The following is a 16341-nucleotide window of genomic DNA, read 5'->3' as shown; positions in this document are numbered from 1 at the left end:
GGGGCCTCTTTCCTGTCTCGGTGTTGTGGAGGTGCTGTGGTCTATGCCGTGCGTGGCGTTGGGGTGGACGCTGCGCACAAGCATAGGGTTAGTTACAAAAATAATGTTGTATTCAAAGTTAGATCAGGAAGGCCGCGCTGTCTTGGTTTTGGCGATATTCGCTGGTGCTGGGGTGGTGTGGTGGGCGCCCGCACCTCCACTTTCCCGGATCGAGGGCAACCTGCTGTGATTCCTGCCGAATCACAGCAGTTTGCCCTCGATTCAGGACACCGAGCCGTGCTAGCGGCTACGCCCTCTTGTCTTTGCGAACTGCTTTCCACATGCTCCTGGGAACTAGCAATGCTGCAGCTCCGATGATTACCACAAGCAGCGAAATGAGGAAGGGAGCGAAGCTTCCTTCTGCGAACAAGGAACTTTAGGGCGATGTTGCACGATGCGCAACGCGTTTAACTGAATCGAAGGAGGCTCAGTCGGCGGGATGCTTACGCCGCTATCTGAAGAGGTGTCTCAATATACTTCCATTCTGGGTATTGGTCTGGGTTTCCGATGGCGTCAGCGACGTCCATGATATTTTTCTTTTCGATGGTGAGAATGCTCCTTTGATTCTTTTTAGTGCGGACATACTTGTACATAACCGTTGCGGTTTCACCAGGGTGAAATTGCTCGGTAGCTACGTACGTTCTTCCGAGGCGTGGAATATAGAACCCACCTTCACCGCCTCTGTAGCCATCCGCTCGACGTATGGCGCTTCCGCCGCATGGGCGCCAGGAGCCTCCGACGACTACAGGCCGGAACCGGTTATTTCTCAATGTAGCCCGGTTTTCTCCACTGTAAATGAGTTCCACAGGAGGTCTGCGAAGATAGTCCGCGATCCAAAGAGAGAAGGAAACAAGGAACCCGGAAATTACCCCTGAGATGATACCTAAAATCAATGCCTCATTCATGAGCATGTCTTTCTGTGAGTCAAATGTACTTGTTGAGTCGAGTGGCGTGTGTTCACTCGGGCGATATGACACTTAGTGTACTAAATCAAACATTTGAGAATTAACATGCAAGGGGGTAAGGGATCACAAGAACGATTCTTGTCAGAATGCGCCGTGGCGTCCTGGCGCCGTTTGCATTGCTGCTTGATAACGATTCAAGCTCTGTAGGACAAGGGGGCATTCACGTCCACTGTACTAGGTGGGCGGTACCGTGAGACGATCCCGTGGTTAATCATGCAGTTGCTTCTTTACGTTCGCGTCGCGTGACGCCGCAACCAGCAGGGCGGCCAAAGCGTTGAGCACGGTATCGACATTGTCCATGTCTGCCGACAATGTGGTGTAGACCTCCTGTGATTCTTGTGCGGATCCTAGCAAGGCCATGAGCCCCTTTTGCTTAAAGTCTGCTGCCGCAGCCAGCTGATCTGAATCATTTTCGCTAGCCAAGTCTTGAATCTGCTTGTCTTCAACCAATTTGCCGTAGCAGGCTCGTATAGCCCCAGTCTTGGCTTCATCGGACGCACTGACGCCAGCGGCAGCGAGAATTTCGTTCACCTTCTCCACCGCGGCATCGAAGGCAGTCTTGACTGGAGAGGTTTCCGATACTGGCTGACCGTCAAAGCCCGGCAGCTCGATAGCGCCGTCGATGTCTTCCGCCGCCAGTCCAAGGTCGAAATCAGTATTCGTTGGTTCTACGGCTACACCGACAATCTCTAGTCCTGTGGTGAGGTCGTCATCGTCAATCTGGCGTTCCAGTTTGAGGTTTTTGGCCAGCAGACCTGTCACAATGGCACGCTTGTGCAGGATCGGGTCCTGATAATCGACAATCTGGCTTAGGAACTCCCATGCATTGGTGTATTTGATGCAGTTTGTCCTAAATGCCTTACCGTCTGCGAGACTTTCCTTATCTCCGCTCTGTCGTGCCTCACGCATGTGAGCGTTCCAGTTTTTGCGGATGGGTGAGATGAGGGATTGTATCTTTTCTGACGAGGCGTTCTCCACAAAAGCAGTTCCCAGCTCGTCGACTTCTTCGGCGGTATAAAACTCGAGATTGTCTAGCTCCTCGCCCAGGTCATCAAGTGCGTTCGCAGGAATCTCCGCATTGATGTGAGCCTCTTGGAAGTAGGGCTTAAAGGAATCCACGATGGTCTGCGGATCGTTAATGAAGTCCACCACCATGGGCTTCGGCTTATTGGGGAATGTGCGGTTCAGTCGCGAGAGTGTCTGTACTGCCATAACGCCCGAGAGCTTCCTATCGACGTACATAGCGCACAGTCGTGGTTCATCGAAGCCGGTCTGGTACTTATTGGCCACGATGAGTACCTTGCACTCCTCATTCTCTCGGAAGTGCAAGGCGGTGTCTTTTACTCCGTTGAGTGAATGTTCGGTGACTTGCGTATCTGCCACGTCCAGCGACCCTGAGAAGGCAACCAGGGTGGTCATGTCGTTGTAGCCTTGCTTGGCGATGTATTTGTTCATCTCCATTGACCAGGTCAGCGCGGCCTTGCGGTCAGGGGCAACCACCATAGCCTTCGCGGTGCCGTCCAAATGGGACATGACGTTGCGGCGGAAGTGCTCGACTGCTACAACCACCTTCTGCGCGATGGAGGTGGGGTGCATACGGACAAAGCGCACCATGTCGGATACCGCTGCGGACTCGTCAACTACCTCGGTTCGCCCCAGTTCGTCTTTGATTCGCGCGAACATGGAATACGTGGAGTAGTTGGCTAGAACATCAAGGATAAAGCCCTCTTCGATTGCCTGGCTCATGGAGTACACGTCAAACGGAACCCGGTGGGATGGATCGTCTGGGTCGGGGACACCGTAAGTAGCTAGTGTCTTTCCCTTTGGTGTGGCGGTGAGTGCAACAAACGAAATGTTCGCGGAGTTGGCTACGGCAGAGTCTACGGCCACCAACATGTCGTCACTGGAAATATCTTCGTCGTCGGCCAGGTCAAGATCTGCGGTTACTAGTGTCTCACGCAGCTTCTTCGCCGCTTCGCCATGTTGGGAGGAGTGGGCTTCGTCGATAATGACGCAGTATTTTCGCCCGGCGAGAGCTTTGTTGGTTTCCATCAGCCGGGCCAGCGCCGGGAAGGTCTGAATGGTACAAGAAATAATGTGCCCGCCTGATGAAAGCGCCTGGTCTAGCTTCTTAGACTTGGATCCCAGTTCATTATCGACGCTGACTACCATGCCTTCCGATGCACGCAGGAGGTCAAGGCCTTCCTTGATGTTATCGTCCAAGGCTGTGCGGTCAGTGACTACGATGACCGAGTTAAACAGTGGCTGGCCATCGGGGGTGCATACGCGGTTGGCACGGTGTGCTAGCCACGCAATCGTCTTGGTCTTGCCAGATCCGGCGGAGTGCTGCACGAGGTAGCGCCCACCGACGCCGTTGGTGGTCATGTCAGCAAGCACGCGCTCACAGGCACGAAGCTGGTGGTAGCGCGGGAACACTAAACGACCATCGTTACCCTTCTTGGCGGGTTCCCACAGCGCGTAGTCGCGAAGGATGCGTAGAAATAACTCTGGTTCGAATACGTCCTTCCAAAGATAGGCTGTATCGGAACCCTGTGTGTTATGTGGATTCCCTGCGTGGAAGCCATCGCCCTTGTTAAACGGAAGGAACACCGTGTTAGCCCCAGCGAGTACCGTGGCCATGTAGACCTCTTGGTTGGACACGGCAAAATGCACGAGCGCGCGTCCCGGCTTCAGCAAGGGACGATTCTTGCCCGGTACGCGGTCTTGCTTGTACTGCTTGATCGCGTCGGTCACGGCCTGTGTGTTGTCCGTTTTCAGCTCCATGGTGACCACGGGTATACCGTTGACGGTCAGCACAAGGTCTAGGGTTTCCGTAGAGTTCACATCAAAGCGGACCTGCCGCATGACACGCAGTCGGTTCGTCTTTGCCTTTTCGGCTACTTCAACATATAGCGGATTCTCAGGAAAGAACTCCACCATTTTTGAAAATGTTGCCTTCTGACGGCCCCGCTGCGAGTGCGAAAAGCCATACCGAAGGGTGCCCAGCAGGCCATTTTTCACCTGTTTGGTTTTGCCTGTCAGGGTGTGAGGTTTGTTCAACATCTCAACCAGACGGTCGAGGAGCTTGTTGATGGCGACCTGCCGCTCGGCACCCGCCAGTTTGGCTGGAACAGCCTTATCAAACTCGGAGGGATACTGGCTCTGCAACCAGTCCAGAACGTCTCCGACGTGTATTGCGCGAGCTACGTCCCAGTCTGCATTCGACGGGTCATGCACCCAACCAGCTTGTTGGAGTTCAGTTACAACGGTGTCCTCAAAGCCACGCTCGAGGTAATTGGCCAGTGATTTTTCTACTTCGGACATGTCTTAGACCTCCACCTTTCCGGTAACCACGTCAGAAATAAGCACCTGACGGCGCTTGAGCAAGAGGTCCTTCAACTCGCGGCACTCATTGATGATGGTGTCGGTGAGGGCGTGTTCTTTGGTGATTTTTTGTGCGATTTCTTTCTGCTTGTCGAGGGGGACGTAAGGAACTCTTTGTCTAATTACGTCTCCTCCGTTAATTCCCGGCTGTGCGGCCGCCTGCGACAAACTTCCGAGTCTCATGTATCGGAGGATATGTTCCATCCATTCAACGCATACGTCAACTTTTGGTGTGAAAACTAGAGCATGCTCGGAAGCGAAAAATGGTGCGCGTGCAAGGTGGATATTTCCGCATAAGGCACCTTGCCGACCGATTAGCACCTTGTCTACGTCTTGATTGGCTGACAAACAATAGCCCCGCAGCCCGTTCCCTCCGAACACCGGTATGTTACCTGTTGCTGTGATGTCATGGCGCGAAATCACTTCTCCGGATTGAATAGAACCAAGCGAAAACATCGGAACCAATTCAAACCGTGTTGTTTTAATGATGGACTCTACGAGTATGGTTTTCCGATTCTCCAGTAGTTCCACGTACTCGTCCAGCTCCGCCATGAGGGCGTCAATCTGCGCGGTTTCGCTATCGAGATAGTCCGCGATACGACGCTGCGTGTCGAGGTCGGGGAAAGGGGTTGGGAACTGACGGAGCTTATTCCACTCGCACCTTGGCATTTTTGCGCCCTCGGACGAACCGTCTGCGAATGAGATGAACTGAGGGGTGCGGACTATGTAGGCAAGAAAGCGAGGTTCCGTAATGCAAGATTTTGGACGGTATACATGAATGTCGCCAACTGCTACCCCGTTGGAGGTAGCAAGCCAGGACTTAGCTAGATAGGGACGGAGCTTTCCGAATAGAACGTCGCATTCCCTATATGGTGTGCCCGTAAAACTGTTAGGGGTGTCTATTCCTGCGATGAGCTTTCCCGACCATGGCTCAATGTCTTCGAGGCGAACTCCTGATGTGGAGATTTCGCTCGAATCATTGATGAACGAAAGAATCGACCAGAACGGCACCAGCGGAAACTCAGCCATTATTTCTTCACCTCCGCGAGCAGGGATTGGATGAGTGCCAGTTTCTCGTCGATTTTCCTGTCTAGTTCCTCTAGTGTCTCTGTTTGTTCTGGTTTGTAGAACAGTCGGGTCATGGGGATTTCGTAACCAACAGTTACCTCATCCTCGTTCCAGACAAGGTCTGGGGCGAAGGGGTAGACTTCGCGCTCCAAGTGCTCGGCAATGTCCTCGCTGCGCGGCACCCGTTCGACAATCTTGGAGCTGGGGTCAACAACGCGGTTGCCCTTGTGATCGATGGCTTCTGGGGCGGTTGCGTCGTCGACTGCTACGGACTGCATGATGTGCCCGAGTAGCGGTGCTCCCATTTTGAGGCCAGCCTTCTTCGCCTGAGCTTTCAGGTGGGCAGGTAGGTCATTCCAGGCCATGTCTTCGCAGGTGCGAATGACGGCCTCGTGCCCGGTCAGCGCACTTTTGTGTGACAGTGCAGTGGCCACCGTCTCTTCGGTGATGGAGGTGCTGTAATGCTTCGCGCGGAACATCGGCACGTCGTAGAACGATAAGTCCTTCGCGGTGACTATCTTCGACAGGTCTGGGTCGGCCTGGTCGAACTGCGCGTACAAGCCACTGATGAAATTGCGGTCGTCTTCCGAGAACTGGCGCCGCTTATTACCCATTGACTTGGGCATGGGAGTCCACTGCGCGGTTGCGTCGATGAGCTGAATTTTTCCCTGTCGGCGCGGTTCCTTGTTCTTGTCCACAATCCAGATGTAGGTGGCGATGCCGGTGTTGTAGAACATGTCGGTGGGCAAGGCAATGATAGCGTCGAGGTAATCCTCCTCAATAAGCCACCGGCGAATCTGATCAGGTCCCGAGCCGGCTGAACCAGTAAATAAAGGGGAGCCGTTAGTGACAACACCGCCACGTCCGCCCTTCGTCGTACCTGGTTCTGCATCTTTGAGTTTGTCCACAACGTGGCACAGGAACAGCATCTGGCCGTCATTGACGGGTGGCAGACCATGGGAGAAACGTGAACCTTCCCGCTTAGACTCGGCGGTCACCGCGTCCTTCGACTTTTTCCAGTCGGTGCCATACGGCGGGTTGGAGAGCACGTAGTCGAACTGCTGCCCCTCGTAGCGATCGTTGGTAAGGGTGTCTCCGAGTTGTAGGGAGGTGGGGTCTACCCCGGAGACGATCAGATCGGAGCGTCCCAATGCATAGGATTTGGGCATGATTTCTTGACCGGCTAAGCCCACCTGAATGTTGGAGTTCAACTCCTCCATGGCGTTCTTAGCTACCAGGAGCATGCCGCATGTGCCTGCTGCAGGATCGTAGACAGTACGTGCAGGGGCCTTGCCCTGGAGGCCTGCGTCGTCAGAGTTGAGCAACACGTCGACCATGAGCCGGATAATTTCGCGTGAGGTGTAGTACTCGCCGGCGACTTGTCCGTTTTCAGAGAAGGAGCGGTACATGAGGTCCTCGAACAGGTCACCCATGGCGTTTTCTGCGCTATTCTCTGCCCCCTTGGACAATGCTGCGTCCGATAAGTCAATTCCGGCAAAGTGGGAGACCACGCCCCACAAGACGTTGCCATCCTCCAGAGTCTGCAGCAGTTCGGGAAACTTGAACGCCTTCCAGACCTCACGGACAGTGTTATTGAAGGAATCAAGGTAGGACAGCATACCCGCCATCACGTTGTCATCAGAGCTAGCAATAACCTCCAAGGACAGTGGTGAGGAGGAATAGAACGGCAGGTTGTACTTGGCTAAAACCGTAGCGTCTAGCAGGTGGTCAGGCATGTGATCCGATTGCTTGACAGTCTCCAATACTTCAGGCTTGGTGTCTTTGAGCGCGCACTCCAAGCGGCGCAGCACAGTAAAGGGCAAGATAAAGTCCCCGTAGTTTTGCCGCGAGACGGTGCCGCGCAGGTAGGTGTCAGCGGTGCCCCATACGGCTTGGTAGAGGGAGTTGGAAGAGGTCATGGTACCGTTCCTTTATTGTGAACCCCGCAAACGGGTATTCGAGCTTGGTTGCAGAGTGCTGGTGTTTTTCTTCGTTACATAATAACCGCTTGTATCGACTTTTATGGAGAATTGTGGGTCGCAAAGTATGAAAGTCCAGGGAAGTGGGGTAACCGTCGTTTCTGAATCGAGGACAGTGTCGGGGATGGGGGCAGGGTCCGTCTCTGGTGTGACTGTAGCTCATGAGGCAACTTCCTCGATGACGTCAGTCTTGCTGATATTGATGGTGTTGGCGGCTATGAGGTTTCGGGTGTGTTCTAAGCTAGCCAGTGACATGTAGCGTTTTTGCTGGATCCAGTCGTCATGCTGTTCTGCTAGTACGGCACCGACTAGCCGGATGACGGCTTCGCGGTTGGGAAAGATTCCCACCACGTCGGTTCGCCGGAGAATTTCCCTGTTCAACCGCTCAGTGGGGTTATTGGACCAGACTTTTTCCACACGGCTTTAGGTGTTTGTGTGAATGCGAGGATCTCATCTAATGATTCCTCCAGATAGTTTGCTACCTCGGGGAAACGTTCGTTGCAAAACTCAACGACCTCCTGGGCCTGGTCCCAGGTAGCCTGCGCATTTACCTGTTGAAAGATGGAGTGAAACATTCCTGACAGGGTTGTCCACTGTCGTTTCGACACTGTTGATGACAGGTTTTTGGCACAATGCGCGCGGCAGCGCTGCCAGCTGGCAGTGTGAAGTGCCTGCCCAACAGCAGATTGGATCTCCAGGTAAGCATCACTGGTGATGAGGAACACCCCGTGTAACCCGCGGGCGAGAAAGTCACGCCAAAAACCCGGTCCACGAAGCTCCGGATTCTGATGTGACTATCTGCATTCCCAGAAGTTCGTGGTAGTCATCGTTGATAACACCGATAGCAACAAGCACGCAGGTTTTCACCACCCTGCCCCCTTCACGCACCTTCCTGGTCAGCGCGTCACAAGACAGGTAGTAGTAAGGGGCGGAATCTAGCGGGCGTGTTCGGTACTCGTTGCGTCTATTGGTCCGTTTAGGGGAGACAGTGGCGTAGTCAGCACCACAGATGCTGTCGGCTTGGGGTGACAGGATCTGGTTGATGAAGTATCGAGGCATCTGCCGCATCAGGGTCGGGGAAAGCTTGGGTAAGCAATTCTTCGAGATAGGTGGTCGGGTCCATATGATGGTCGCCTGCGTGTGCATCGGCAAGTAGCTTACCGCCGTTTACAGATCCACCACGCTAGAGGAGGCAACCTCTGGTATTAAGAGCTAAAATACGGCAAACGTACGCATAGGAATTAAATCTTCGAACGGCTTGAAGAAATTGCGAACCTTTTCTGGGTATGCTTCACACCAGCTATTTACGAACGCAGTTTCTACAATTTGAACTCCTGAACAATGAAGTTCGTCATTTAAGCGTTCAAATACCGTATGAAAATCTTGAATTTCGAGATTGATGCGTTCGCAAAGTTGCCGTACTTCAGGAATGTGGTCTGGAGTTAATCCTAACATAACGGTAAGCTTTTCTAGAGTGGTCTGAATTCCGTCTGACGTTTTATTATTAAACGCTTGAATAGTGTCCTGAAATAGAACTTGTTCAGGGTCGTACTTGCCAGGCAAAAATCCCATGTATGATCTAGGGGCATTCTGTCCTGGATTGCTTTCGGCGGAACCTTCTGAATTGTATTTATTATTCCAGTCCTTAAATTTTTTGGCCCTGATCTCACCTTCTTGTTTTTGAGATTGGTCACCATCCAGCAAGCCAACTACGGGAAACTTGACAAAAGTCGAGTTCGTAAGGCTCTTAGTTTGCTGCTCGACATTTTGCGCTCCTCCAACAAAGTGGACCTCGATTTCATCGAGGTTAGGGGCCTTCTGGGGATTATATTGTGATCTATAAGTTCTAAGCATGCCCTCAACGAAATTCTTTGCCGCCTTGTCTTCCACTAGGAAAGCTAAAGATGTATCGACATCGCCCGTTAGTGTCTTAAGTGTTTCTACGTCTGGCTTTCCCCTCGATAGTTTTCCAGAAGTTACATAATACACCGCTTCATCTGGTAGAGCTTTTAGTGCATCATTCGAGTGCGTTGTAAAAATGATTTGCACCTTTTTTCGCTTCGCTACACGAAGTAGATACTCTACCAGTCGATTGACGGCTACGGGATGTAATCCGTTTTCGAGCTCATCAATCAAAATAAGACTATAGTCATCCGATCGCTCAATCTCGTCAACAATGGAAATGATCGATGCTTCTCCCGCGCCAAAATGAAATTGCGAATAGTTAGTGCCTTTACTAGACCCTGAATCCACTGCATAGATCTCTCTTGGGCCAGTGCGACGCTTTTGGTTTCCAGATTCGATAGACAGTCTAATGTAGTTTTCGGTTTCTTTCGAGATGATTTGTTTTACTTCATTTTTTACAGTGTCGGATAGAGGTATTTCGTGGCTGGCGGTAAATTTTAAGCCACTGAATTTTGTGAGATTCTTACGCTCGTTGGCTGGGATGGTGCGCGTGACGCCAATGTATGTAACTGGGCGTGTACTAATCGCTTTGTTTCTTCGCCATCTCGCATCGGGGTAAGTGGTGCAGGATGTTTTGACATTGTCGATTCCATTTTGTCCAATGTTTTGTCGATATTCGACTGACCACCCACGCATCGAGTCGTCGTACTTTCCTGCACGCGCAAAGAATACTTGCGGTTTGATGGACTGAGAGCTTAATGCTGCAGCGCCTAGTACGGTGGACTTGCCAGATCCATTAACTCCTATTACTGCAGTTACTGGGAATCTAAATTCGATTTCTGTATCGGATAAGCCGCGGAGCCTGTCAATGCTCAGCGAGTGTAGGTAGTAAGGATAAATGCTTTTTTGGGGCATTTTTCTTAGTTTATCGATATCGCTCTTTAAGGTTGTTTCTCGGTAATACTTCCCCATTTAACCTGCTCCCATGTCGGACTTTTATCTTGGATAGCTTATCAGATCTCATGTAGTTCGCAAAGTTCTGTTCTTAAGGCAATGCATCGGCGTCAGCAGGTACTGGGCTGTGTTGGCGCTGAAAATTCGCCGACCCAGACTCTGCGTCGATGATCGTGCTGTTCCCAGTTGTTCCTACGTTGCTAGCGTTGTTCCTTGTGATAAGCACTGGATTTCTATTGTTCCTTAATGAGGGCGGTGGTTTTAAGGCTCCGGTTCCCCTCAGTCCACGTCAGGCTACTGTGCCCACGATTGATCTTCGGATTAGTCCGTCAGTTCGTTCATTCGGTTCTTGCCAGCTCTCGGTCTGGAGCGTTTTCACCTTGTCAAGCTTTCGCAGTGAAACCCTGGTGTTCGTTTGTTTGAGCAGGTGCGCGGCAGGGGGGTGCTTGTAGGAAGCGGTCCATGGCGGCCTTGGGGATATACCCGGTGCCGTAGTGGATTCATCGCCGGTTGAAGATGGTCTCAATCCATTCTCTACGCCTGCCCGTGCTTCGGCTTGCTGTCGGTTTCCCAGCGTCTGTAGGGAACATGCAGCTTTAGGGAGGAAAAGGATGCTCTGAACACTGCGTTATCCCAGCACGCACCGGCCGGACCGACTGATTTGCGAATATCAGCTCGTGCACCCTAAGCCTGAATGCTGCGCTGGTGTATTGGCTTCCTCGACCTGAGTGGAGGATGGCGTTTCCGGTTGCCAACCTTTCGGAGCGTGTCATCGACAAGGCATTAATGAAAAGCGACTATGTTATCCCAGCTCCCATCTCCCATCTGCCATCTGCCATTTGCCAGCCCATTACCATCCGTGTAGTTACGTCGATGACTGTTCTGAGGTACATCCGTGCCGCAGGGTGCGAAGGTAGGTAGCTTCGCAGTCAGATGCGTCGTGGCAACTCGCGGGGTGATGTTGCGTCGAAGAAGGCCATCGCGGTCAATAGGGGCAGGCCTTGGGGTGGAGATGCGTGTATGTTTCCAGCGGTACTTCCCAACTAGTCGAAGCTTGACCGTTGTTGTGCGCACTGCGTACGCGGAAGGGGTAATACCCTGGGGAACGGATACACCACTCGAGCGGACGGGATCGCCAAGCTTTGTTAGGAAAAGTTGTTGTGGTAACCTACGTTTCTTGGTTGACGGGAGACGAGTCGCTGACCTGTTCTTCGTCAGTGTAGTCCGGCAAGGAAGAAAGGGAAGTTGTGAGTGGATTAACGCCTGAGCTGGTGGTGGCGCTCATGAATAGTGGGTACTCGCAAACTGCAATTGGGGTCGAATACGGTGTTTCTCGTCAATATGTTCACCAATTGGCTCTAAAGGCGGGGCACAGTCCCGTCATTCAGAAAGTGAAAGACATATTTCCGTGGGATGTTTCGAGTGAATACTATGATAACACGGTTTATCAGGGGCTTAAGCTGTTAGGTCACTATAGATTGGGGGGCGAGGGGTCGATTAATGGTTCCAGCAAGAAGAAGGTCAACTCTATCTTGAAGAAAATTGTTGTTTTCCATCAAGTGATTGATTTTGATCCTAGCTATCCCGCTATTCCTGGAATTACGAACGGTCCCGGGTTTGCGTATGTTCCACGAACGGAGAAGGACGAGGACTTCGTCGTAAAGATTCGTCCGGGCACGAAGATCGTCGGTGAAGGGGATCGAATCTGGAGGATCCCGGAAGTCTGGCCATAGACCTAACGCAGGTGGCTGTGCATCAATGACGGCTATTTATCGTCGCATCAACACCCCACAAACCATCCCCAACCACCCCGTTCGCTACAGGCGAACACCGCCACAAATTTCCCCAACGCAACCCCCTGACCTGCAGAGATGCGACCCAATCCGGAGCCGGGCGTCGGCACAAAGGACATAAACGTGGCACTCGGACGTCCAAAGTGCCAACGATGTCTGGCGACGGCGCTACAGTGGGCAGCACGAATACAACCCGCTCTCTGTGGCCAATTTAGAAAAGGGGACGCACATGTTTGAGAGGTTTACCGACCGCGCTCGTCGCGTGATCGTGCTCGCGCAGGAAGAAGCGCGCGCCCTGAATCACAACTACATCGGCACCGAGCACATCCTGCTGGGCCTGATTCAGGAAGGTGAGGGCGTTGCAGCGAAAGCCCTCGAATCCATGGGTATTTCCATGGATGCTGTGCGTACCGAGGTGAAGGAGATCATCGGCTCCGGAGGCAACCCGCCCACCGGCTACATCCCCTTCACCCCGCGCGCGAAGAAGGTCCTGGAACTTGCCCTGCGCGAGGCCCTGCAGCTGGGCCACAAGTACATCGGCACCGAGCACATCCTGCTGGGCCTGATCCGCGAGGGCGAGGGCGTGGCCGCGCAAGTGCTGGTGAAGCTGGGTGCGGACCTGTCCCGCGTGCGTCAGCAGGTCATCCAACTCCTGTCTGGTTACGAGGGCGAGGAGGGTAAGGCCGACGCCAACGGTGGCGAACCCGCCGCCGCGGGTGTGGGCGGAAGCCCGAATACCGGGGACGCTCCGAGCTCGAAGATGGGGCAGAAGTCCAACTCCCTGGTTCTGGATCAGTTCGGCCGGAACCTCACCCAGGCTGCGCGCGAGGGCAAGCTGGATCCGGTGGTGGGCCGCGAGGATCAGATCGAGCGTGTGATGCAGGTCCTGTCCCGCCGCACGAAGAACAACCCTGTCCTGATCGGCGAGCCCGGCGTGGGTAAGACCGCAGTGGTGGAGGGCCTGGCCCTGGCGATTGTGAACGGCAAGGTGCCGGAGACCCTGAAGGACAAGCACCTGTACAGCCTGGACTTGGGTTCCCTGGTGGCGGGGTCCCGTTACCGCGGTGACTTCGAGGAGCGCCTGAAGAAGGTGCTGAAGGAAATCAACCAGCGCGGCGACATCATCCTGTTCATCGACGAGATCCACACCCTGGTGGGTGCGGGTGCCGCCGAGGGAGCGATCGACGCCGCCTCCATCCTGAAGCCAAAGTTGGCCCGTGGCGAGCTTCAGACCATCGGTGCCACCACCCTGGATGAGTACCGCAAGCACATCGAGAAGGACGCAGCGCTGGAGCGCCGTTTCCAGCCGGTGCAGGTGCCGGAGCCTTCCGTGGAGCTCACCATCGAGATCCTTAAAGGCCTGCGCGATCGCTACGAGGCGCACCACCGCGTGTCCATCACGGACGGCGCCCTGGCTGCTGCTGCGAACCTGGCGGACCGCTACATCACGGACCGCTTCCTGCCGGATAAGGCCGTGGACCTCATCGATGAGGCCGGCGCTCGCATGCGCATCAAGCGCATGACCGCCCCACCGGCAATCCAGGAGATCGACGACAAGATCACCGCCGTGCGCCGCAAGAAGGAAGCCGCGATCGACGAGCAGGACTTTGAAAAGGCAGCGTCCCTGCGTGACGACGAGCGCGTTCTGACCGAGCAGCGCGAGGAGAAGGAAAAGTCCTGGCGTGCCGGCGAGCTGGATGACATCGCCGAGGTGGGCGAGGAGCAGATTGCCGAGGTGATGGGCACCTGGACCGGCATCCCGGTCTTCAAGCTCACCGAGGAAGAGACCTCCCGCCTGCTGCGCATGGAGGACGAGCTGCACCAGCGCATCATCGGCCAGGAGGACGCGGTCAAGGCCGTGTCCCGCGCGATCCGGCGCACCCGTGCCGGCCTGAAGGACCCGAAGCGCCCCTCCGGCTCCTTCATCTTCGCCGGCCCCTCCGGTGTGGGTAAGACGGAGCTGTCCAAGGCCCTGGCGGAGTTCCTGTTCGGTGAAGATGATGCCCTCATCCAGATCGACATGGGCGAGTTCCACGACAAGTTCACCGCCTCCCGCCTATTCGGCGCCCCTCCGGGATACGTCGGCTACGACGAGGGTGGCCAGCTGACCGAGAAGGTCCGCCGCAAGCCATTCTCCGTGGTGCTGTTCGACGAGATCGAGAAGGCCCACACGGAGATCTACAACACCCTGCTGCAGGTGCTGGAGGACGGCCGCCTGACTGATGGCCAGGGCCGCATGGTGGACTTCAAGAACACCGTTCTGATCTTCACCTCCAACCTGGGCACCAGGGATATCTCCAAGGCCGTGGGCATGGGCTTCTCCGGCTCCGGCGAGGCGGATGAGGAAACTCAGTACGAGCGGATGAAGGGCAAGGTTCACGACGAGCTGAAGAAGCACTTCCGCCCGGAGTTCTTAAACCGTATCGATGACATCGTGGTGTTCCACCAGCTCACCCGCGAGCAGATCGTGGAGATGGTGGACCTGCTGCTGCGCCGCGTCACCAAGGCGCTGGCGGACAAGGACATGGGCATCGAGCTGTCCGAGCAGGCGAAGAACCTGCTGGCCAAGCGCGGCTTCGATCCAGTGCTGGGTGCGCGCCCCCTGCGCCGCACCATTCAGCGTGAGATTGAGGACCAGCTGTCCGAGAAGATCCTGTTCGGAGAGATCGGCGCTGGCGAGATTGTCACCGTGGATGTGGAGAACTGGGATGGCGAGTCCAAGGGCGAGGACGCGAAGTTCGTCTTCGGGTCCAAGCCCAAGCCACTGCCAGAAGAGATTGAGGTCACCGAGGCCGACCGTGCCCAAGAGGACGTGGCCGAAGCCTCCGAGGTGACTGTCCCAGAGGACGCATCCTACTCGGACGTATCCTCCGATGATAGCTGGGACGATAAGCAGTAAATCCTACTGCGGGATGTCTGCGCAGGAGCTGGTTGGGTAGTCCTGACCTCGGAAGATCTGATCCAACCAGTTCACCGCAGGGGAGATCTGCGGCAGCAGAGGAATAGCGTGGTCCGCCAGCGGAGCCACCTTCGGAATGTTGTACTCCTTGTAGTACACAGGCGTTCCCGCCTCGCACCACGTGCGGGCCAGCGTGCGGCCCTGCGCCACAGGGATCGTGTCATCATTCGTGCCGTGGCCGATGTACACCGGCACATTCGGAGTCTCAGAGCCGATCTGCTGGCGGCGCACGATCTCCGCAATTGGCTCGTCCTTCAGCAGCTCCGCGATCGAACGGCCGTCCTTCGTCAGCGTGCGGCTGTCACCGTAGGCGTGGCGAGCCAAGGAATCCCAGATGCACTCGTCGGAGGTCTGCTTCAGCAGGTGCCATCCGCGCTCGTTCAAGTGCTCCTCCAGGTAGGTGCGGATCTCTGGGTCGGACTCCAGGAAGCCGTTGATGGTGTAGCCCATCGCGGCAGCCAGCGCGCCATTGTCGATGGCGTTAGCGGTCATCGCCAGGTCAGCCGGCACACCGCCGGCGTAGCCGCCCTTCAAAGGCACCTCCGGCGCGTACTTCGGCGCCAGCTCCAGGGCAGCGGCGGACGCGCCGCCACCCTGGCTGTACCCATACGTCGCCACAGGAGAGGTCTTCGTGATGCCACCCAGACCCGTGTTCGCCGCCGCGCGCGCCATGTCCAGGGTGGCCTGCGCCTGCTCCACACGGTTCATGTAGGTGTGCTGGATCTTCGGAGTACCCAGGCCGCGAAGGTCCGTCATGGCCACGTTCCAGCCCTTGGACAGCGCTGCCACCACGGGCAGGGTCTCGTACTCAAAGCCGGTGCGCATCAGGCGGCTTGGCGCACACTGGTCGGCGGTGCCCTGGGTGCCCGGCGCGATCACCAGGGTGGGGCGCTCGCCCGGCCCGGTCCAGGGCAGCTTGTTGGTCACGATGGTGCCGGTGACGGGGGTGGGGTTGCCCTTGGAGTCCCGGGAGACGTAGGCGATGGTGGTGGTGTTCCCGGCGGACAGGTCCACGCCCGGCAGTCCGAAGGCCAGCACGCCCGGTTGGGTGTCGATGATCTGGCCTGGCTCGCCCTCCACGTCGCGGGAGAGGAAGTTATAGAAACCGTTGGGGTCGTTCGGGATGCTGGATCCGGGCAGATCCTCCAGGCTTCCCAGGGATGCCGCGCCCCGCAGGGAGGATTCCGCGCTGCCGTGAACCTTCTCGCCGGCGTCGTAGACAGAGCCGAGGGCAGAATCAGGGGCAGAATCAGACGCAGAACCAGGCGCCGCAGAAGCCATTCCAACGCTGGTCA

8 protein-coding genes and 1 pseudogene are annotated in these 16341 nt (G+C 55.4%); 2 read left to right on the top strand and 7 right to left on the bottom strand.

Annotated elements, in window-relative coordinates:
• Positions 1–482: 482 nt before the first annotated feature.
• The 6 genes and pseudogenes from GC425_RS07970 to GC425_RS07945 all read right to left on the bottom strand — a co-directional run bounded on the left by GC425_RS07970 (position 483) and on the right by GC425_RS07945 (position 10312).
• Positions 483–944: a hypothetical protein gene (locus GC425_RS07970; protein ID WP_151844625.1), complete on the bottom strand. Its 462-nt coding sequence runs from the start codon at positions 942–944 to the stop codon at positions 483–485.
• A 267-nt stretch (positions 945–1211) separates the two neighbouring features.
• On the bottom strand, positions 1212–4328 hold the full coding sequence (locus GC425_RS07965; protein WP_151844624.1) for a type I restriction endonuclease subunit R: 3117 nt from the start codon (positions 4326–4328) through the stop codon (positions 1212–1214).
• Positions 4329–4331: 3 nt separating this feature from the next.
• Positions 4332–5417 (bottom strand): restriction endonuclease subunit S, encoded by a 1086-nt coding sequence (locus tag GC425_RS07960; RefSeq protein ID WP_151844623.1) that lies wholly within the window; start codon positions 5415–5417, stop codon positions 4332–4334.
• The gene (locus GC425_RS07955) at positions 5417–7375 is read right to left on the bottom strand and encodes a class I SAM-dependent DNA methyltransferase (protein ID WP_151844622.1); all 1959 of its coding nucleotides are present in this window, start codon (positions 7373–7375) and stop codon (positions 5417–5419) included. Before GC425_RS07955 ends, GC425_RS07960 begins: the two co-directional genes overlap by 1 nt.
• Before the next feature lie 219 nt (positions 7376–7594).
• Positions 7595–8558, bottom strand: a pseudogene (locus GC425_RS07950) (IS256 family transposase).
• A gap of 89 nt (positions 8559–8647) precedes the next feature.
• The gene (locus GC425_RS07945; protein WP_151844621.1) at positions 8648–10312 is read right to left on the bottom strand and encodes an ATP-dependent endonuclease; all 1665 of its coding nucleotides are present in this window, start codon (positions 10310–10312) and stop codon (positions 8648–8650) included.
• Between the two features lie 1229 nt (positions 10313–11541).
• Here GC425_RS07945 and GC425_RS07940 point away from each other — a divergent pair.
• Together GC425_RS07940 and GC425_RS07935 are read left to right on the top strand one after the other, a co-directional pair.
• Positions 11542–12027 carry a hypothetical protein gene (locus GC425_RS07940; protein ID WP_151844620.1) on the top strand — a complete coding sequence of 162 codons (486 nt, stop codon included), beginning with the start codon at positions 11542–11544 and terminating at the stop codon, positions 12025–12027.
• A 289-nt stretch (positions 12028–12316) separates the two neighbouring features.
• Complete coding sequence (locus GC425_RS07935; RefSeq protein WP_151844619.1) at positions 12317–14986, top strand: ATP-dependent Clp protease ATP-binding subunit; 2670 nt, start codon at positions 12317–12319, stop codon at positions 14984–14986.
• A gap of 3 nt (positions 14987–14989) precedes the next feature.
• Here the strand turns inward: GC425_RS07935 and GC425_RS07930 are convergent, their stop codons facing one another.
• Positions 14990–16327 carry a lipase family protein gene (locus GC425_RS07930; protein ID WP_231699777.1) on the bottom strand — a complete coding sequence of 446 codons (1338 nt, stop codon included), beginning with the start codon at positions 16325–16327 and terminating at the stop codon, positions 14990–14992.
• Positions 16328–16341 lie beyond the last annotated feature (14 nt).

The organism is Corynebacterium sp. zg254 (assembly GCF_024701495.1).
Taxonomy (GTDB): Bacteria; Actinomycetota; Actinomycetes; order Mycobacteriales; family Mycobacteriaceae; genus Corynebacterium; species Corynebacterium zhongnanshanii.
This window is presented reverse-complemented; position numbering and strand designations above follow the sequence as displayed.